The 19,273-nt window shown below is 61.9% G+C and carries 22 protein-coding genes; 15 read left to right on the top strand and 7 right to left on the bottom strand.

Annotated features, from left to right (window positions below):
• Window positions 1-63 precede the first annotated feature (63 nt).
• Window positions 64-978, top strand: a complete 915-nt coding sequence (gene rarD, locus FHT79_RS19890; protein ID WP_097595046.1) for an EamA family transporter RarD — start codon at window positions 64-66, stop codon at window positions 976-978.
• 75 nt (window positions 979-1,053) lie between these two features.
• On the opposite strand, the gene FHT79_RS19885 is transcribed toward rarD, so the two are convergent.
• From FHT79_RS19885 to FHT79_RS19875, 3 genes are all read right to left on the bottom strand, one after another.
• Entirely contained in the window at window positions 1,054-1,986 is a 933-nt protein-coding gene (locus tag FHT79_RS19885) for a hypothetical protein (protein ID WP_097595144.1), read from the bottom strand.
• A gap of 94 nt (window positions 1,987-2,080) precedes the next feature.
• On the bottom strand, window positions 2,081-3,088 hold the full coding sequence (locus FHT79_RS19880) for an alpha/beta fold hydrolase (protein WP_183903989.1): 1,008 nt from the start codon (window positions 3,086-3,088) through the stop codon (window positions 2,081-2,083).
• Window positions 3,081-3,974 (bottom strand): MBL fold metallo-hydrolase, encoded by an 894-nt coding sequence (locus FHT79_RS19875; protein WP_097595044.1) that lies wholly within the window; start codon window positions 3,972-3,974, stop codon window positions 3,081-3,083. Before FHT79_RS19875 ends, FHT79_RS19880 begins: the two co-directional genes overlap by 8 nt.
• 88 nt (window positions 3,975-4,062) lie before the next feature.
• Here FHT79_RS19875 and FHT79_RS19870 point away from each other — a divergent pair, with 88 nt between their 5' ends.
• On the top strand, window positions 4,063-4,998 hold the full coding sequence (locus FHT79_RS19870; RefSeq protein WP_183903988.1) for a LysR family transcriptional regulator: 936 nt from the start codon (window positions 4,063-4,065) through the stop codon (window positions 4,996-4,998).
• A gap of 45 nt (window positions 4,999-5,043) precedes the next feature.
• On the opposite strand, the gene FHT79_RS19865 is transcribed toward FHT79_RS19870, so the two are convergent.
• A complete protein-coding gene (locus FHT79_RS19865; protein ID WP_080759971.1) occupies window positions 5,044-5,667 on the bottom strand; it encodes a TIGR00730 family Rossman fold protein in 624 nt (207 codons plus the stop codon).
• A 154-nt stretch (window positions 5,668-5,821) separates the two neighbouring features.
• Here FHT79_RS19865 and FHT79_RS19860 point away from each other — a divergent pair, with 154 nt between their 5' ends.
• The 5 genes from FHT79_RS19860 (at window position 5,822) to FHT79_RS19840 (ending at window position 12,118) form a co-directional block, all read left to right on the top strand.
• Window positions 5,822-7,822, top strand: a complete 2,001-nt coding sequence (locus tag FHT79_RS19860; protein ID WP_132574736.1) for a LysM peptidoglycan-binding domain-containing protein — start codon at window positions 5,822-5,824, stop codon at window positions 7,820-7,822.
• A 207-nt stretch (window positions 7,823-8,029) separates the two neighbouring features.
• On the top strand, window positions 8,030-9,907 hold the full coding sequence (locus FHT79_RS19855; protein ID WP_183903987.1) for an ABC transporter ATP-binding protein/permease: 1,878 nt from the start codon (window positions 8,030-8,032) through the stop codon (window positions 9,905-9,907).
• Window positions 9,805-10,740: a phosphatidylserine decarboxylase gene (locus FHT79_RS19850; RefSeq protein ID WP_280952209.1), complete on the top strand. Its 936-nt coding sequence runs from the start codon at window positions 9,805-9,807 to the stop codon at window positions 10,738-10,740. The genes FHT79_RS19855 and FHT79_RS19850 overlap by 103 nt, the downstream gene beginning before the upstream one ends.
• Before the next feature lie 75 nt (window positions 10,741-10,815).
• On the top strand, window positions 10,816-11,661 hold the full coding sequence (gene pssA, locus FHT79_RS19845) for a CDP-diacylglycerol--serine O-phosphatidyltransferase (RefSeq protein ID WP_048338675.1): 846 nt from the start codon (window positions 10,816-10,818) through the stop codon (window positions 11,659-11,661).
• Between the two features lie 310 nt (window positions 11,662-11,971).
• A complete protein-coding gene (locus FHT79_RS19840; RefSeq protein WP_164735938.1) occupies window positions 11,972-12,118 on the top strand; it encodes a hypothetical protein in 147 nt (48 codons plus the stop codon).
• A gap of 219 nt (window positions 12,119-12,337) precedes the next feature.
• On the opposite strand, the gene FHT79_RS19835 is transcribed toward FHT79_RS19840, so the two are convergent.
• Both FHT79_RS19835 and FHT79_RS19830 read right to left on the bottom strand, forming a co-directional pair.
• The gene (locus tag FHT79_RS19835) at window positions 12,338-13,102 is read right to left on the bottom strand and encodes an SOS response-associated peptidase (RefSeq protein ID WP_047616286.1); all 765 of its coding nucleotides are present in this window, start codon (window positions 13,100-13,102) and stop codon (window positions 12,338-12,340) included.
• Window positions 13,103-13,143: 41 nt separating this feature from the next.
• Entirely contained in the window at window positions 13,144-13,464 is a 321-nt protein-coding gene (locus FHT79_RS19830) for a YnfA family protein (RefSeq protein WP_047616284.1), read from the bottom strand.
• Window positions 13,465-13,535: 71 nt separating this feature from the next.
• On the opposite strand from FHT79_RS19830, the gene FHT79_RS19825 reads away from it, so the two are divergent.
• From FHT79_RS19825 to FHT79_RS19790, 8 genes are all read left to right on the top strand, one after another.
• Window positions 13,536-13,952 (top strand): NUDIX domain-containing protein, encoded by a 417-nt coding sequence (locus FHT79_RS19825; protein ID WP_047616281.1) that lies wholly within the window; start codon window positions 13,536-13,538, stop codon window positions 13,950-13,952.
• A 34-nt stretch (window positions 13,953-13,986) separates the two neighbouring features.
• Window positions 13,987-14,433: a TIGR02301 family protein gene (locus FHT79_RS19820; protein WP_063474246.1), complete on the top strand. Its 447-nt coding sequence runs from the start codon at window positions 13,987-13,989 to the stop codon at window positions 14,431-14,433.
• Window positions 14,434-14,536: 103 nt separating this feature from the next.
• Complete coding sequence (locus tag FHT79_RS19815; RefSeq protein WP_047616277.1) at window positions 14,537-14,794, top strand: hypothetical protein; 258 nt, start codon at window positions 14,537-14,539, stop codon at window positions 14,792-14,794.
• A gap of 19 nt (window positions 14,795-14,813) precedes the next feature.
• Window positions 14,814-15,572 carry a hypothetical protein gene (locus FHT79_RS19810; RefSeq protein WP_063474245.1) on the top strand — a complete coding sequence of 253 codons (759 nt, stop codon included), beginning with the start codon at window positions 14,814-14,816 and terminating at the stop codon, window positions 15,570-15,572.
• Window positions 15,573-15,672: 100 nt separating this feature from the next.
• A complete protein-coding gene (locus tag FHT79_RS19805; protein ID WP_097595143.1) occupies window positions 15,673-16,536 on the top strand; it encodes a folate-binding protein YgfZ in 864 nt (287 codons plus the stop codon).
• Window positions 16,533-17,141, top strand: coding sequence for an HD family hydrolase (locus FHT79_RS19800; RefSeq protein WP_097595040.1), 609 nt, complete (start codon window positions 16,533-16,535; stop codon window positions 17,139-17,141). Before FHT79_RS19805 ends, FHT79_RS19800 begins: the two co-directional genes overlap by 4 nt.
• Window positions 17,138-17,668: a tyrosine phosphatase family protein gene (locus tag FHT79_RS19795; protein ID WP_097595039.1), complete on the top strand. Its 531-nt coding sequence runs from the start codon at window positions 17,138-17,140 to the stop codon at window positions 17,666-17,668. The genes FHT79_RS19800 and FHT79_RS19795 overlap by 4 nt, the downstream gene beginning before the upstream one ends.
• A gap of 57 nt (window positions 17,669-17,725) precedes the next feature.
• The gene (locus FHT79_RS19790; protein WP_063474243.1) at window positions 17,726-18,616 is read left to right on the top strand and encodes a mechanosensitive ion channel domain-containing protein; all 891 of its coding nucleotides are present in this window, start codon (window positions 17,726-17,728) and stop codon (window positions 18,614-18,616) included.
• Window positions 18,617-18,726: 110 nt separating this feature from the next.
• On the opposite strand, the gene FHT79_RS19785 is transcribed toward FHT79_RS19790, so the two are convergent.
• Complete coding sequence (locus FHT79_RS19785) at window positions 18,727-19,242, bottom strand: superoxide dismutase family protein (RefSeq protein ID WP_063474242.1); 516 nt, start codon at window positions 19,240-19,242, stop codon at window positions 18,727-18,729.
• Window positions 19,243-19,273 lie beyond the last annotated feature (31 nt).

Raw genomic sequence — 19,273 nt, 5'->3', positions numbered from 1 at the left:
ATTGGCCTATTCACGGCGCTTAAGCTAGGCCGGATCAGAAGAAGAACAAAGATGGAAACACCGATGTCGACCGATGCATCCCTTCCGTTGGCCAAGAACGAAGACAGTCCGCGCGGGTTCGCCTTCGCGCTGACGGCCTATCTGCTCTGGGGCTTCCTGCCGATCTACATGAAGGCGGTGGCGCATATTTCGCCGGCCGAGGTGATCGCCCATCGCATCGTCTGGTCGCTGCCGCTGGCAGGCCTAGTGCTGGTCGTGCTCGGACGCACCGGGGATATCCGTGCCGCGCTCCGCTCGCCGCGCATGCTGGCGATGGGGGCGCTGACGGCGTCGCTGATCACCGTCAACTGGGGCACCTATGTCTGGGCGATCGGCGCCGGCCATTCGCTCGATGCGGCGCTTGGCTATTTCATCAATCCGCTGTTCAGCATCTTTCTCGGCGCGGTGATCCTCAAGGAAAAGCTGCAGCCGCTGCAGATGGCGGCGATCGGACTGGCAGCCCTCGCCGTCGCCGTTCTCGCGCTGGATAGCGGCGGCATCCCGTGGGTGGCGCTGACACTGGCAATCAGCTGGGGTTTTTATGCCCTGCTGCGCAAGACGCTGCCGCTCGGGCCGAACCAGGGCTTCTTCCTCGAAGTGCTGATCCTCAGCGGCCCGGCCCTGCTCTACATCCTCTATCTCGAATTCGGCAGCGGCCAGGGTCATCTCTACCGCACCGGCCTTGCCGACACGACCCTGCTGCTCGGCTGCGGCGTCATCACCGCCGTGCCGCTGATGATCTATGCGAACGGCGCCAAGCTCCTGAAGCTCTCGACGATCGGCATCATGCAGTATATCGCGCCGACAATGATCTTCCTGATCGCGGTTTTCGTCTTCCACGAGCCACTCGGCACGGCGCGCATGATCGCCTTCCCGCTGATCTGGGCGGGGCTGTTCCTCTATAGCTGGTCGATGCTGAAGGGGAGCCGCGGACGCTAGTTCGGAGTCCCTGTCCAACGGATATCGTCGTTGCTGCGTAACGATCGAACCATCGAAAGCCGGAGTGCGTCGGCTTTAAAACCAGGACAGCAGCGCCGTGCGGACAACGATCCCGGCCAATGCGCTCACGACGGCGACGCCTGCCACCGGCCTGAGCGCCGGCACCGAAGCGATCAGGATGGAAAGACCGGGAACGTCGAGAGGGTTTAGCAGAAATGCGGACCCGTGAATGATCTTCTCAGGCGCAAGGCCCTGCTCCTTGTGGAGGTCGAGTAACAGCGTGACCGCTGCGCTCGACCCTGCCAGGCACTTTGTGAGGAGGAACAGGACATCCTGCTGCGAGACGCCGAGCAACTGAAGCAACGGCTGCGCAACGGACGTGAAGACCGAAAGTGCGCCTGTGCTTTGGATTAGCCTCACCATCGCCAGGGATATCACGAGCACCGGCAGAATTGCCGAAATGACCCGAACGGCATCTGCGCCACCGCGGTTGATTGCCGCCAGCAGATCGCGTCTTGCGGCGACGTGGTCATCGGCCGTGTCACGGGAACACACCGTTTCAAACAAGGAACGGCGTCCAATCATCCAGCAAGCGAGAGTGGACGCCACAAGCGCTCCGCAAAGACCGTTGACGATGATCAAGCCGGGATCGACACCGAGGCTTGCGAGCGGAAAACTGGCATTTGCCGGCGCGGCCGCAAGCACCGCGGCAAAGGCGGCGGCCATGAATCGCTCCGATGCCCGTTTGTGCGCCATGAGCGACAGAGCCGCGACCGGGGCCGCCGAACTGACGAGGCTGAGCTGGATAATCGCCAAGGCTCCGAAACCGTCCAGACCGAACAATCGGAAGAGCGGGTCGGCCTTGCCGGCCATCCATCGCAAGGCGCTCATACCCTCGAGATAGCGCATCAGCGAGAATGTCACGATCATCAACGGCAGAAAGGTGAATATCGCGATGTCTACGGCACTTCGTCCGGCATCCAGGATGGCGTTGATCAGAATTGTCATGGGAACACGTGGTTTGATGGTCGCGCCGAACTCGCGGCAGGCTTGATAGAGAAGCAAGCCCCGGGTCCGATCCCGGAGCCCGCTCGTTCAAATTCTATTCCGGTTGGAAGGTTTCATCGAAGAAGCGGGCATCCTCGGAATAGGCCTGCATGCGGTTGCTTTCCATGAGGGCGAGGTGCGTCGCCTCCCCGATTTCCACCCATCGCTTGTAGGAGGTGCCGGTCAGTTGCTCGAAATAGGCCCGCGCCAGATCAAGCGGGACGTCGATGTCCCATTCACCGTGCAACAGCAGCACCGGCGCGCGAATTTCGCCCGGCCGACAGTAGGGATTTCCAGCCCGCCAGTAGGTACGGATATCCTGGATCGGCCCGTTGGTAGCCCGGAGTTTTCCCTGCTCCCTGTCAGCCTGCGATGTCTCCTCGGAAAGGGTCAGTTTGGCCCAGAGGTCGAACCAGCCCTCCGGCACAAGACGTTCACGCGCGCGTTCGGGTGCGGTGCTCAGCCAACGCGCCAAGGCCGCCTGGACCGGAACAAGCCGGTAGGAACCGAGGACGCCACCCTGGTCGATCGGGATGGGGACGTCGCTCAGCCATTGCGGCGCGAGCAGCGCGAGCTTGACGACCTTGTCGCCGTTGCGCGCAGCATATGCGCCGGCCACGGTGCCGCCCCACGACATGGCGAAGACGTTGACAGCCTTCAGACCGCGCAGTCGAAGGACGAAATCGACAGCCGTTGCGAAGTCCGTGACGCCGGTGTCGGTAGCGACAAGCGGCGGGTTGAGATCGGGCTCCGCCTGCATTTCCGGCGGGCGGGTCGATTTTCCATAGCCCCTGACATCGACCGCAAAGACATCGAAGCCTTGATGAGCGAGGAAGTCGATGAAGGACATCCCGTTGAAGGGAACATCGTAAAGACTTCCGGACGAGAAGGTCGCCCCGTGCACCATCACGATTGTCTTCTCGGCGAGAAAGGTCTTGTGATCTTTCCTTCGCTTATTGCGGAGATAGAGCTTGATGCCGTCGGTTCCGCTATCGACGTAATGCTCGTCGAATACGATCTCGCCTGCGTCAAAAGCTGAAGATGCGAGCTTGTTCTCAGACATAGGACCACCTGAATTTTTCGCCGTCGCGGGTCACATAACCAGCAGACGAGCCGGGGAAATGCGTGGAGAAGTAAATGGCGCGATTATCGGCTGCGAGCTCGAGGACACGCCGTCTGGACTGGGCAGCCTGATCCAGGAATTCGCAGAACACCGTGTTGAGGTCGGGACGCTCCACCTGGATCGGATGGTGCATGACGTCGCCGGCAAAAATCGCCGCTTCATTGTCCGATTCCAGCAGAACGGACATGTGGCCGATGCTGTGGCCAGGTGTCGGCAAGAAGGTGAAGCGATCCAGGAAAGGACCGCCAGCGCTGTCGATGAAATCCGCAAGCCCCGCCTCGATCACGGGCTGCACGCTGTCTTCGTAGACGCCGGAACTGGGAATGTTGACGTCGTTGTGGCTTGCCGTTGACGAGTAGTATTCCTGCTCGACGCGCGGGAAGATGTAGCGCGCATTTTTGAAGGTGGGAATCCATCTTCCGTCCTCAAGCACGGTATTCCAGCCGGAATGATCGACGTGGAGATGAGTATTGATGACGAAGTCGACGTCTTCCGGCCCGACACCCGCCTGGCGCAGCCTGTCGAGAAACGGGATGGTCTGTTGATGGAAGCTGGGGTTACGCGGTCTTTCCTTGTCGTTGCCCGAGCTCGTATCGATCAGGATGACGTAGTCGGGTGTTCTCACAAGCCAACTATGTATGCTCACCACAAGGGCATCGCGGCCCTCTTCCATATCAACGGCGGAAAGCCGCGGCTCGACCGCCTTGATCTCCTCAGAACCAGCATCCGGATAGAGAAACGACGGCGGCACGTTATGCAGATATTGCTCCTGCACCTTTCTCACCGTCACGCCGGCAATACGATATTCCTTTCCAAGATCGCTCATGGAACTTCCTTTCGAGTTGAACTGGGATCGGGACAGCGCTGTCTGATGGCTATGGACAATAGGGAGAATTCATGAAACGATCAAATCGATGAATGAAATTGTATCCATCGATCATTTCAATTTGTGGTCTTTCGACCTGAACCTGCTCGTCGCATTCGATGCGCTGATGAAGGAGCGGAGCGTGACGAAGGCTGCTGTTCGTCTGAAAATTCAGCAGCCTGCCATGAGCCACAATCTCGGAACGCTTCGGACATTGCTTCAGGACGAACTGTTTGTGCGTATCGGCCAGGTCATGCAGCCGACCCATCGCGCACTGCGTTTCGCAGAGGCCGTCGAGCAGATCCTCAGCCGTACGCAGCAGGCGATCGTAACGCCCGGAACCTTCGAGCCCGGTGAGGCCGAACAGATATTCCGCATCGGCTTTTCCAGCGAGCTTGAGGTGCTGCTCGTGCCGCGTCTCGCCGCCATGTTGAACGAAACGGCGCCCGGCATCAGGGTGCTCGCCCGTGCGGTCGAACCCGAGATGGTCCACAAGCTTCTGGACGACAACGTCATCGATCTCGGCGTCGGCTGCTACGATGACGGCAACAACAGACATCGGCGGAGCCCGCTGTTCGAGCAATCGCTGATGTGTTGCTACAATCCGAAGCTTCTCGACCTACCCGAAACATTGGACCGAGACAGCTATATCGGGCTGAAGCATGCACTGGTTTCACAGAAAGACGCCATCGAAGGCTGCATTGATGATGCATTGAAGCGGATCAATGTGCGGCTCGACGTGTCGGTGGCAGCGCCGGAATTCCTGACTGTGCTGACCGCTGTTCTGGAAGCGCCCTTGATCGCGACCCTGCCGACCAGAATCGTGAAGCGGTATGCCGGCCTGTTCGGCTTGGCGGTCGCCGACGTTCCCCTCGATCTAACGGTAAGCCCGATATCGATGGTTTGGTCGACGGCAAGTGACAATGATCCCGCCAGCCGATGGATGCGATCTCAGGTGACGCAGCTTGTCTCGGCTTATAGCTGAATTTGCCCGCAGAAAAGCTTGACGGCTCCGGCGCCGCCCGGCCGCCTACATCTTCGAAATCACGTCCTCCTCGCCGTCACGATCGGCGGCGAGCTGGGCTGCCTGGGCCATGATCGCCGGGATGATGCCGGAGATCTCGTCGACGACGAGCGGCTGAACCCGGTGGGCGGTGTGCAGGAAGCCCTCTTCGGTCATATGGCGCATCAGTTCCATCATCGGATCCCAGAAACCGTTGATGTTGGCGAAGACCATCGGCTTCTCGTGGCGGCCGAGCTGCGCCCAGGTCATGATCTCGACGATCTCCTCCAGCGTACCGATGCCGCCGGGCAGTGCGACGAAAGCATCGGAGCGCTCGAACATGGTGTGTTTGCGCGCGTGCATGTCAGGGGTTACAATGAGTTCGTTGAGCTGACCGAGCGAGTGGCGAGTCGCTTCCATATCGATCAGGAATTCGGGAATGATGCCCGTCACCTGACCGCCGCCTGAAAGAACACCGCTCGCAACCGCGCCCATGATGCCTTTGGTACCCCCGCCATAGACGAGGCGCAGGCCGTATTCGGCGATCTCTCTTCCGAGAGCACGCCCGGCCGCCATGTGGGAAGGATCGCGTCCCGGCCTTGAGCCGCAGTAAACGCAGATGGATCGAATCGATACAGATTGTTCGGTCATAGAGGCAAACAACTATTCCATTTCAATGCAGTCAAGAAAATTGACTGAAAAGCAGCATGCCTAGCTTGCCTAATTGCTTTGAATGCTTGTGAAAAGCAACGGGAATCGCTAGCAATTTTGGTTACTACGGCAAATTGCCGCCTTGGGAGACATAATGATGAAGAACCGTGCCGGCTTGCTGGCTCTTGCAGTCCTCGTAATCGCAATCCTATTGATGGTGTTTTTCGTCATGCCGCGCATCGGCGGCGATGCAACCAAGGTCGGCGACGCCATCAACCAGGCAAGCACGGAGCTCAAGAACACGGTCAACGAGGCGGCAAAGACATCACGCTCCACCATCGCCGACACGGCTGCGGTCGCCGATAAGGTGGGTCGTCTTTCGGCCGATGCCGGCGTGTCGCTCAGCGAGCTCAAGGCGCTGTTCGCCGATGGCAAAGGCCCCGCCATCGATGCCTTCACCGCCGCCAAGACCAAGGCCGTCAACGCATTGACGGCACTTGCCGATTTTGCCATCCCCGAGGGTCTCGATCCCGCGACCCAGACCCTTGCCGCCAAGGCCAAGGACGGCGGCGCAAAGGCGCTCGCCATCGTTCAGTCGCTGCCCGAGAACATCGCCGATGCGTCTGCCGCGGTCGCCAGGGCCGAGGCCGCGCTGACCGGTGCGCCCGAGCCCGCCCCAACTGCGAATAATGCGGCGGCGAATACCGGACCGAAGCTTCCGGCTTTCGACGTCTTGCGCGTCGAACCCGACGGCTCGACGGTGATTGCCGGCTCCGCCGAACCGAACGGCAAACTCGAGGTGCTCGACGGCGAAAAGGTGGTGACGACGGCCAATGTCGATGCGAGCGGCGATTTTGCCGCCGTCCTCGACGATCCGCTTCCAGCCGGCGACCACCAGCTCGTGCTCAAGTTCACGGACAAGGACGGCAAGAGCACGCTTTCCGAAGAGGTCGCGACCATATCCGTGCCGAAGGACGGCAATGGCGCCAACCTGCTCGCCATGGTCTCCAAACCCGGCGCGGCGAGCCGGATCATCACCGCGCCGAAGGCCGGAACCGAAGTCGCCGATGCCTCCAATCCGGCGGCGCCGCCTGCGGACAAGCCGGCGGGCGACCTGGCGTTGCAGACGACTGGTGTCACCGATACCTCCGGCGGCACGGATACGGCACCGGCCACTCCCGCCACGGCCGCACCTGACAAGACGACTGCGCCCGATGTGATGGTCAATGCCGTCGAGATCGAGGGCAACAAGATCTTCATTGCCGGCACGACGCGCTCCAATGCCAAGGTCATCGGCTATGCAGACGACAACCTCATCGGCCAGGACACGGCCGGCACCGACGGTCATTTCGTCATCGACGGCGTGGTGGCGCTTTCGGTCGGCGACCACAAAATCCGCGTCGACGTCGTCGACCCCACAGGCAAAGTGATCGTGCGCGCGGCGGTGAATTTCAATCGCCCGGCCGGCGATCAGGTGAGGGTCGCGGCGCAATCGGTCCCGGCCGATGCGAGTGGCGCCTCCTCGATGGTGCCGCTCGACGAAGGCGAGCTCGGCAAGCTCAAGGCCGAGGCCGGCAAGGCGTTCGGGCTGCTGAAGGGGCTGTTTGCCGACGGCAAGCTGCCTGGCGCCGAACAGCTTGCGGCGGCGCGCTCGGCAACGGAATTCGCGTTGCGCTCCGTCGCCGACTTCCGCCCGGCGGCCGATGCCCCGGACGCCTTCAAACAAGCCTCCGGCTCTTCGTCGCAGGTCGCCGGCAATGCGCTGAAGCTGCTGCAAAGCCTGCCCGGGGATGCGAAGTCCGTCGGCGCCGCACTCGACAGGCTGGGCGGCATGATTGCCGAACTCACCGCTGCACCCGCTCCGGCGGCACCCACTGCAAACGATATCGGCAGCAATGAGCCGAAGACGATCGAACAGGCGCCGCTGACGGCAAACAACGCGGCGGTCATCATTCGCCGCGGCGACACGCTGTGGCAGATCTCACGCCGCACCTACGGCCTCGGCGTGCGCTACACGACGATCTACATCGCCAACGAAGACAAGATCATCAATCCCGATCGCATCCGCCCCGGCCAGATCTTCGGCCTGCCGAAAGATGTGTTGCCGAATGCCGAAGAGCTGCACCGCAAGCGTCTTTCCGGTCAGCGGCTCTAAGCTCCAACAACAACATGACGAGGCCGGGCGGGATAACCCGCCCGGCTTCTCTTTTCCTGAAGCCCGCACGTGTTGTATTCGTCCGCGCGGCACCCTATCTGGCGGCTGCGGGTTGTGGGAAACGCCTTCAGGCACATTCCGATTCCGCGCTTTGCCGGCATCGAAGCGCCGCTACGACGGTACATTTCGTCCGGGCTGGAGATAAGCATGGCAAACGGCAAGACAGTCTCGGAATCCAATCTGCTGCGCACACTTCTCAACCTCTGGCCCTATATGTGGCCGGCCGGCCGAAGCGACCTCAAGATGCGCGTCGTCTGGGCCTCGGTCTACCTGCTGATCTCCAAATTCGTATTGCTGCTGGTTCCCTATTTCTTCAAGTGGTCGACCGATGCGCTGAACGGCAGGATGGATCTTGCCGGCTCCGTGCCGCCGCTCTTTGCCGGCGCCATCGCCCTTGTCATCGCCTACAACATCACCCGGCTGATCCAGCTCGGCCTCAACCAGCTGCGCGACGCGCTCTTTGCAAGCGTCGGGCAACATGCGGTGCGCCAACTCGCCTACAGGACCTTCGTGCACATGCACGAACTGTCGCTGCGCTTCCATCTCGAGCGCAAGACCGGCGGGCTTTCGCGCATCATCGAGCGCGGCACCAAGGGCATCGAGACGATCGTACGCTTCACGATCCTCAATTCGGTCCCGACCGTCATCGAATTCCTGCTGACGGCGGTGATCTTCTGGTGGGGTTACGGTTTCTCCTATCTCGCCGTCACCGCCTTCACCGTCTGGGCCTATATCTGGTTCACGATCCGCGCATCCGACTGGCGCATCGCCATCCGCCGGTCGATGAACGACAGCGATACCGACGCCAACACCAAGGCGATCGACTCCCTCCTCAATTTCGAGACCGTCAAATATTTCGGCAATGAGGAAATGGAGGCAAAGCGCTTCGACAAATCGATGGAACGCTACGAGAAGGCGGCGACCGATGTCTGGACCTCGCTCGGCTGGCTGAACTTCGGCCAGGGCGTCATCTTCGGCATCGGCACGACCATCATGCTGGTGCTGTCGGCACTGGCGGTGCAGCGCGGCGAGCAGACGGTCGGCGATTTCGTCTTCGTCAATTCGATGCTGCTGCAGCTTTCCGTGCCGCTCAACTTCATCGGCTTCGTCTACCGCGAAATTCGCCAGGGGCTGACCGACATCGAGCAGATGTTCGACCTGCTCGAGGTGAAGTCCGAGGTCAAAGACGCACCCGATGCGAGCGAGCTCAGGATCGGCCAGGGCGCAATCTCTTTCAAGGACGTGCACTTCGCCTACGATCCGGCCCGTCCGATCCTGAAGGGCATTTCCTTCGAGGTGCCGGCCGGCAAGACGGTCGCCGTCGTCGGTCCGTCGGGTGCCGGCAAATCGACGCTGTCACGGCTGCTCTATCGTTTCTACGATATTCAGAGCGGCGCGATCACCGTCGACAGCCAGGATATCCGCACGGTGACGCAGAAGAGCCTGCGCTCTCATATCGGCATGGTGCCGCAGGATACGGTGCTCTTCAACGACACGGTCGCCTACAACATCCGCTACGGCCGCACATCGGCCAGCGACGGCGAGGTCTTTGCGGCGGCCGAGGTGGCGCAGATCGCGCATTTCATCGAAACGCTGCCCGAGGGGTTCGAAACCAAGGTCGGCGAGCGTGGGCTCAAACTTTCCGGCGGCGAGAAGCAGCGGGTGGCAATCGCCCGCACCATCCTCAAGGCGCCGCCGATCCTGATCCTCGACGAGGCGACGTCGGCGCTCGACACGACGACGGAGCGTGAGATCCAGACGGCGCTCGACGTGGTCTCGAAGAACCGCACGACGCTTGTTATCGCCCACCGTCTTTCGACGGTCATCAGCGCCGATGAAATCATCGTGCTCAAAAGCGGCGAGATCGCCGAGCGCGGCACACATGCCGCCCTCCTCGAAAGGAACGGCCTCTATGCCTCGATGTGGAACCGCCAGCGCGAGGCGACACAGGCGGAGGAACATCTGAAGCAAGTGCGCGAAAGCGACGACATGGGCGTGATCACCCGGCTTGCTCCGGCAAGCTGAACCTGGAAACCGGCGCCGGCCGGCTTTTGTTGTTCAGAACCCCGGCATGGGAACCGGGGCCAGGGCCACAGCATTGCCCCGGAGACGGTTTTTCGCTAACCAGCAAAAAACGACAACGCAAGGAGACCGGCAGCATGAGCCTGTTCAACACGGTTCGCAACACGATCGTCCCCGTGCACAAGGAGGGTTATCCCTTCGTTGCCGCCTTCTTCGTCGCATCGCTGGTCTTGGGCTGGATCTTCAAGCCGCTCTTCTGGATCGGCATGATCTTCACGCTGTGGTGCGCCTATTTCTTCCGCGATCCGGAGCGCGTGACCCCGCAGGACGACGATCTGGTGATCTCTCCTGCCGACGGCAAGGTCTCGGCGATCCAGATGGTGACGCCGCCGGCCGAGCTCGACCTCGGCAATGAGCCGATGCTGCGCATCTCGGTCTTCATGAACGTCTTCAATTGCCATGTGAACCGGGCGCCAATGCGGGGGCGGATCGTCAGCATCAACTACCGCCCCGGCAGCTTCGTCAACGCCGAACTCGACAAGGCGAGCGAGGACAACGAGCGCAACGGACTGGTGATCGAAACCCGCCACGGCCAGATCGGCGTCGTGCAGATTGCCGGCCTGGTGGCGCGGCGCATCCTCTGCTGGGCGAACCCGAACGAGCCGGTGGATGCCGGCGAGCGCTTCGGGCTGATCCGTTTCGGCTCGCGACTCGACGTGTTCCTGCCCGCCGGTGCGGCACCACGCGTCTCGCTCGGCCAGACGGCAGTTGCCGGCGAAACCGTGATTGCCGAATTCGCCTCCGCCAGGGGTCCTGTCATCAGCCGCCGCAGCTAAAGCGGTTCAGCTTTTCACGGAAGCGACCGCTGGGCAGCCTTGCTGGAATTGCTTTAGGAACGATTGGAACGCGATATGGAAACGCCTTTTCCGCCTTTCGAGCCCAATGGGCCGGATGATTCCGCCCGCGGCCCGCGTCTGCGCGAAATCCCGCTCCGGCTCGTCTTTCCGAACCTCATCACCATTCTGGCGATCTGCGCCGGGTTGACCGGCATCCGGCTGGCTTTCGAGAATCGTTACGAGCTCGCCGTCGCCATGGTGCTGCTCGCCGCCTTCCTCGATGGCATCGACGGGCGCGTGGCGCGGCTGATGAAGGCGACCTCGAAGTTCGGCGCGCAGATGGATTCGCTTGCCGACATCGTCAATTTCGGCGTCGCGCCCGCCCTCGTCGTCTATGTCTTCGCCCTCGACCAGGCGCGTTCGCTCGGCTGGATCGCCGCCCTGATCTATGCGATCGCCGCCGGACTTCGCCTTGCCCGCTTCAACGTCATGTCAGAACGCGAGAACAAGGCGAGCTGGCAATCGGAATATTTCGTCGGCGTGCCGGCGCCGGCCGGCGCCATGCTGGTGCTGCTGCCGGTCTATCTCGGCTTCCTCGGACTGGCAACGGACCGCACCTTCGCCTATCTCTCGTCGATCTACACGGTGCTGATCGCCTTCCTGCTGATCAGCCGGCTGCCGGTCTGGTCGGGCAAATCGGAAGGCAACCGTCTGCGGCGCGATCTCGTGCTGCCGATGATGCTCGGCGTCGTGCTCTATGTGGCGCTGCTGATGAGCTACACCTGGGAGGTAATGGTCTTTACCGTTGCCGCCTACCTCGTTTCGCTTCCCTTCGGCGCACGGAAATGGCAGCGGAAATACGGGACCCTGACGATCGAGGAACCCGGCGTCGGCGACGACGATATCGGCCGGCACATCTGATCTTCGAGCATTTCCGGATTTCTCCAAATGACGGAAATGCTTCTTTTCCTTCATTCTCAGCTATCCCCGGGAAAGCAGGCGCTTTATCCCGGTGAAAACCGTTGCGCGCTTTTCCCCAGAAAACCGCTTTCGCGCTTTTATTGGAACCGCTCCCTTCAGTAAGTATTAACCAACGTAGGCTTCAGTTAAGCCTCGCGAATTATGGTCGGCGTTTACAAATCCTGATAAGCTACGCCCCCGTTTTGTCGCTATTCGTGACCAAACATCAAACCATAAAATACCCAGGGAAGAACCACGTAAGGAGAGTATCGTGACTTCGAAGAAGAGCAGTACCGGCGAACAGCAGGCGTCCAAGCCAGACCTCGCCGCCAACTATCGCCCCGTCGGCCTGAAGGCTGTTGCCGCAGCATCGCTGATGGCAAAGCATAAGCCGACCAGCGTCAAGAAATCCGCTTGAGGCGGAAGACTTCAAATTGGGATCATGCGTGCTTTCGGGTTACATGCGTTAGGCACCGCTGACGAAGTGAATGACGAGGCGATCGCCGGAAATCTCCTAACAACGCTCTGGCGACATAAGCACAACCCGAAAAACCTGATGGCCGACGCGACGCCGCCGCTGATGTGAGACGTCGGCGCCGATAGGCCGCCGGCGGCCCTGAACATCTTAGGATATCGTTCAGAAGAAGCTGAGTTGGCCGTCTTCCGGCTTTTGCTTCTCGGGCGCCCTCAGCGGCTTTTCGATGACGACCGGCTGCTGCAGGTCCGGCCCCATATTGGCAACCTTGTTGACCTTGTCGGAGACCGGGACGGCCTCAAAAAAATCATCCTGAACGGGCTGCATCAGGTCGGCCACGTCGCGTGGTTCCTGCGTCTTGCAATCGAGCCAGCGCGAGAAATCCTCAGGTCTGATGACGACAGGCATGCGATCGTGGATCGCCGATATGCCTGAATTGGCCGATGTCGTCAGGATCGCGCCGGTATCGACCTCGGAGCCGTCGGCCGAGGACCATGTCTCCATCAGCCCGGCAAAGGCGATGACCCCGCCCTGGCGCGGCCTGATCCAGTAGGCCTGCGGCCGCTCGCCGCTTTCCTTGGACGGGCGATGCCATTCATAGAAGCCGGAGGCCGGAATGAGCACGCGGCGATGGCGCATGGCGGCGCGGAAGGAGGCTTTGCCGATCGCGGTTTCGGAGCGCGCATTGATCAGCAGCGGGAAATCCTTCGGGTCCTTGACCCAGCCCGGCGTGAGGCCCCAGCGCACGAGCACGGCGCGCCGGTCGGGCAGATTGCTGCCCTGCTCCCTGCCCTCGCCCGCGATGACGACGAGGATCGGCTGCGTCGGCGCAATATTGTAGCGCGCCGGAAAATCGTCGAGATCGAGACCGGAGAAGAAATCGCGCAGGTCGGCGCGGGAGCTTGTCAGGGAGAAACGTCCACACATCGGCGTGTTTTTGCACCCAGCTCGTGTCCGGTCAAGGCGCCTCAACCTCTCGGCGCGAAGAGGATGAGGCTGGCGCCGGCAAGGCAGATCAGCGCGCCGCCGATGTCGTAACGGTCCGGCACGCGGCTCTCAACCAGCCACAGCCAGAGCAGCGAGGCGAGGATGTAGATGCCGCCATAGGCTGCGAAGGTACGGCCGGCAGCCTCGCTCGGAACCAGCGTCAGAAGCCAGGCGAAAAGCGCCAGGGAGACCATGCCCGGCGCCAGCCACCAAGCGGGCTTTTCGAGCTTCAGCCATGCCCAGAAGGCAAAGCAGCCAGCGATCTCGAAGAGAGCGGCAAACGCAAAGATGATGTAGGTCACGGAAGCACCTTTCGAATCCCCGTCGCACTCTTCATCCGATAAGATGGGCGATCACAGCAAGAGCAGGCCCGATGACATCCACCGCCAAACCCGGCTCCGCCGCCATTCTCGAACGTGACGGACGCTTCCTTCTGGTGTTGCGACGCAACCCGCCTTCAGCCGACATGTATGCCTTTCCCGGCGGACGTGCCGAACCCGGCGAAACGCCGGAGGAAACGGCATTGCGGGAATTCCGCGAGGAAACCGGCATTTCCGCCCGCAATCCGCGGCTGTTTTCGACCTATGACCTGAAGACGCATGCGGCCGACGGCAGCATCAACAGCCATTTCCTGCTGTCGGTCTTTCGCGTCGACGCGGATCGCGACGCGGTGGCGGAAGCCGCCGACGATGCGGCCGCCCTCGGTTGGTACACGGTGGAGGAAATCCGGCGGCTGCCGGTTCCGCAGAGCGTGCTCGAATGCGCGGAGCGGCTTTCGGGCGGCGAATAGAAGTGGAAACTTTCAGGCACGCCTTGTTGCCGTCATGCTCAGCGTATCAACTACGAGCATGATTCCCGTTCGACGCGTTTTCCTGGCCCTGCTCGTGCTCGCCGGCCCCACGATGGCGCAGGGCAAGAATACGCCGCCTCCACAGGAGGAGGAAATTGCGCCGCCGCCTGCTGTAGCCGTGCCCTATGATGACAAGCTGGCGCGGCTCGCCGAAGTGCTGGGATCGGTGCATTATCTCAGAACGCTCTGCAAGGCAGCGGGCGGCGACGAGTGGCGAGACGGCATGCAGCAACTGCTCGATTCGGAGACCGGCAACGAACCGCAGCGTCGGGAAAAGCTCACAGCGGCCTTCAATCGCGGCTATCGCACCTTCGCCTCGGTCTATACGGATTGCACCCCGGCGGCCATCGTGGCAGAAGAGCGCTACCGTAACGAAGGTGCAACACTCGCCACAGAAATTACCTCGCGCTTTGGAAATTAACCTTAAATTAACCTGTTTTCGCATGCGGACGTGTCGTTTTGGGAAAAGGCTGTTAGTGTTGTTAACGGTGCAGTAAGACATGAGAAGTTCTGAGGAAAAAACAATGGAAGCAAGCCTCAACGACATCGACGACATGATCGTCCACGAAAAGATGCAGGCGGCTCTGGAGTACCAGAACGAGGCTTGGGCCGACGGCATGGCCGACGGAATCGAGCCTGAAATCATCGCTGATGCCGCCATTGCGCATGCGCTGCGCGAGACGATCAGATTGCATGGGGAAAACAGTGCCGAAGCCCTGCTGGATTCGCTGCGTGAGCGCATGCTTGCCGGCGAATTCTCCGCGAACCGCACCCTGCAATAACGACCAATCAGAGAGATTGATGCGCCCCGGTAAAGAGAAAATTTCGCGAACTCCCCTCGCGCCGGTGCTGCTTGCGTTCAGCCTCGCCGCCGGCAATGTTTTCCTCGCGCCGGCAGCCTATGCGCTTTCCGAACTGCACAAGATCCCGGGCCAGGCGGCCAACGACACTCCGCCCGCGCAGGGAAACGCTCAGGGACAGAGCCAGCCGCAAGGCGGGACCACTCCCGGTGTTCCGATGGCTGATCCGCTGGTCAACAGCCAGAACAATCAGGGTGTCGACAAGACGCCCGGCGCCCAGGATGCTTCCAAGCCTGTCGAGGTGATCTACGATATCGGCAAGGTGCCGGAGCCGGTTCGCAAAATGCGTGAGCAGATCGTCGAGGCGGCCGCCTCCGGCGATCTCGAACGGCTGCGGCCGCTGATGGGCACCGGCGCCGAACAGACGCAGGTGACGGTGGGCGAGCCGACCGACGATCCGATCGGCACGCTGAAGGATCTTTCAGGCGATCCTGACGGAGACGAGATTCTTGCCATCATGCTCGACATCGTCTCGACCGGTTTCGTGCATGTCGGCCAGGGCACCGCAGACGACATGTATGTCTGGCCCTATTTTGCCGAGAAGGATCTGAAGTCGCTCACGCCGCCGGAGCGCGTCGAGCTGCTGCGCATCGTCACCGCCGGCGATCTCTCCGACATGCAGGAGTTCGGCGGATATAATTTCTACCGCCTCGGCATCACACCTGCGGGCAAATGGAAATTCTTCACGGCGGGCGACTGACACCCCCGTCTCACTTGCGCCTTTCACATCTCGCATGGCGCTTGCGATCCACCTCATGAAGACATACCTCTGAGCGATGACCAACGCGACAGGTTCCGCCATGCCAGCCGTATTCCTGAAAGACCGCTCATTGCTTCTCGTCAGCGGTGCGGAAGCCCAATCCTTCCTGCAGAACCTGATCACCACCGATATCACCTCGCTCGGCGCCGACGAGGCGCGGCCCGGGGCACTGCTGACACCGCAGGGCAAGATCCTGTTCGACTTCATGATCTGGCAGGACGGCGACGGCTACAGGATCGAAACCGATGCAGGCCAGCGCGACGGCCTGCTGAAGCGGCTGACCATGTACAAGCTGCGCGCCGCCGTCACACTTGCGCCGAGTGCCGAAGAGGGCGTCACCGTTTCCTGGGGTGAGGACGCCGACGGCAGCCAAGGCGTGCGGGACAGCCAAGGCGTCCGGGATAGCCGCTTTGCCAAGGCCGGCGTCACGCTGATCCGCCGGCCCGGCAAACATGGCGACGGCCAGGAAGCGCTCTACGACGCGCTGCGCATCAGCCACGGCATCGTCACATCGGGATCGGACTTCGCCCTGCAGGACGCCTTCCCGCATGACGTGCTGATGGATTTCAACGGCGGCCTCTCCTTCCGGAAAGGCTGTTATGTTGGCCAGGAGGTCGTCTCGCGCATGCAGCACCGCGGCACCGCGCGCCGGCGCGTCGTCACGGTGTCCGCCGCAACAGCCTTGCCGGAGACCGGGACGGAGATCACCGCCGCCGGCAAGCCCGTGGGAACGCTCGGCTCCGTCGAAGGCGGCCATGGGCTTGCGATCGTGCGCATCGACCGCGCCGGCGCCGCGATGGCGGCAGGCACGCCGCTGCTCGCCGGCGAAACGCCTGTTTCCTTCGTCCTGCCGGCATGGTCCGGCCTTGTCTTTCCCGCCAGCGCCGACGAGGCCAGCGCGTGACAACGGCGAAAACTCCGCGTGCCTGGCAGCGCATGCTGTCCGGGCGCAGGCTCGACCTGCTCGACCCCTCACCGCTCGACGTCGAACTCGCCGACATCGCCCATGGGCTTGCGCGCGTCGCCCGCTGGAACGGCCAGACCTCAGGCGATCATGCTTTTTCGGTGGCCCAGCACAGTCTCGTCGTCGAGGATATTTTCCGCCGCTTCAACGACGCGCGGCCGCAGGAGTGCCTGATGGCACTGTTGCATGATGCACCCGAATACGTGATCGGCGATATGATATCGCCGTTCAAATCGGTGGTCGGCGGCGGCTACAAGACGGTGGAAAAGCGATTGGAGGCCGCCGTGCACCTGCGCTTCGGCCTGCCACCGCACCCCTCGCGCGACCTCAAGGACCGGATCAAGAAGGCCGACGCGATCGCCGCCTATTTCGAAGCGACGGTGCTTGCCGGCTTCACGCCCGCCGAGGCGCAGAAATTCTTCGGCCAGCCACGCGGCATCAGCAGGGAAATGCTGATGATCGAGCCCTTGCCGGCGATCGAAGCGCAGCGGTTGTTCTGCGAGCGTTTCGCGGCGATCGACGCCGAGCGGGAGACGGTATCGTGAGCTTCATCGTCGTCTCGCCGCTGGCCCGCATCGCGGAAATGGCGGTGCGCCACAAGGCGCGCGACATGATCAGCCTGATTGCCAAGGAGCAGGCCTTTCACCGGCCGGGCGTGATCGCAGCCGATCGCCATCTGACGCTCGGTATGAACGACATCGCCTTCAAGGGCACCGGCAATCTCGTAGCGCCTGACGAGACGCATGTGCGCGGGATTATCGACTTTGCCGCCTCGTGGCGGCAGGAGACGCCGCTGCTCATCCATTGCTGGATGGGCGTGTCGCGATCGCCGGCCGCAGCCCTGATCGCCGCCCTGTCGCTGGCACCGGATCAGAGCGAGGAAACGCTTGCCCGCCGGCTGCGGGCCGCCTCGCCTTTCGCAACACCGAATACCCGGCTGGTCGAGATCGGTGACGCGCTGCTGAACCGCGGCGGCCGGTTGGTCGCGGCGGTGCGGGCGATCGGCCGCGGCGCCGATGCCGACGGCAATGCGCCCTTCGTGCTTGATATCCGGGACACCGCCTGCGGTTGACGCTGCCGCCAGCCGCTCCATCTAGCCCCCGACCAAGCACAACGACAGGGCCAGATCATGGAACAACAGGCAGCCGATGTCCTCCTCGCCACGCAAACCGCACTCAGCCAGGCAAGCGCGCTGGCGGTGCAGTATTCCTTCTCCGTCCTCGGCGCGGTGATCCTGCTTGTTCTTGGCTGGGCGCTTGCCGGCTTTACCAGCCGCTGGGCCTATGAAGGCCTGTCGCGTGTCCGTGGCATAGACGAGACGTTGGCGCGATTCTTCACCAACGTGCTGCGCTATGCGCTGCTCATCCTGGTGTTCATCACCGTCCTCGGCCAGTTCGGCGTCCAGACCGCCTCGATCATCGCGGCACTCGGCGCAGCCGGCCTCGCGATCGGACTGGCGCTGCAAGGGACGCTGCAGAATATCGCTGCGGGCATCATGCTGTTGATCCTCAGGCCGTTTCGCGTCGGGGAATATATCGAAACCAGCAGCGTGGCCGGCACGGTGCGCGAAATCGGATTGTTTGCGACCGAACTCAGGACCGGCGACGGGCTCTACCGATTGGCGCCGAATTCGACGCTCTGGAACACGCCGATTACCAATTTCAGCCGCGAGCCCACGCGGCAGAACGATGTGAAGATCAAGGTCGCCTATGAGGATGATATCGATCTGGCGATGGGGACGCTGATGGGCCTCGCCAAAGCCGATTCGCGGGTGCTGCCATCACCGGCTCCCAGCGTCTTTATCGACAGCATCGCTGACGGCGCGATCTTCGTAACGCTGCGCTACTGGGCAAAGACCGGCGACTGGTGGTCGCTCAGCCGTGACATGGTGAAGCGCGTGAAACTCGCCTTCGACGAGAAGGGTCGTCCGGCCACGCTGTCGGATACCTCAGACGCAACACCGACAAAGAAGTCCAACGGCAGGACGGCGGCCGAAAAGCAGGCGGCGACACGGCAATGAAAGGTTACAGCGCGCCTTGTCGTTCAAGACGTGCAAATAACGATGTAACACCTTGAATTTGTGCATAATTTTGCCCTTGAATCGATCCGATCAAGGAGTTGCCCCGTGGATTATTGGATGACGCCGCAGGACAGTCTTTCCCCGGCATCCCCCGAGGGCTGGCTGCGATAATCATCGGAATTGGCATGCACCATCAAGGCGCGGCCGCGAATGCCGTCGGTCTTGTCGTCGAGCGTGACCATGCTGTCGAAGATCTGCGCCCGGAGCACCCCGTCCTGCCCGACATATTGATTGGGCATATCACCGGCGTGCGGCCCCTTGGCGGCAAGGATGCCGTGCTCGGCCTTGCCAGGGTTGAAGTGGCCGCCTGCCGACTCGTGATGGGTCGCGGCGTCGCAGCGGCCGGTCTCATGAACATGGAAGGCCACCCATTTGTTCGCCGGCAGTCCCGATATCTCGACTTCGATCAGCACACCGCCAGTGGCGGCGGCCGTCAGCTGGGCGCGGCCGTCTTCCTTGCCGTCCTTGCCGACGAAATTGGCGACCGCCGTCTGCTTGTCCTGAGCCGCCGCCGGCAATGCAACCGCAAGCAGGCTCAGGGCGGCGATGGTGCGCATGGCTTTCATGAAGATCTCCTTCCATTCGGTTGTCCTCCTG

Origin of the sequence: Rhizobium sp. BK212 (assembly GCF_014197475.1) — a bacterium.
Classification (GTDB): domain Bacteria; phylum Pseudomonadota; class Alphaproteobacteria; order Rhizobiales; family Rhizobiaceae; genus Rhizobium; species Rhizobium anhuiense.
Note: the sequence above shows the minus strand (reverse complement) of the source record. Positions and strands in the feature narration are given on the sequence as shown.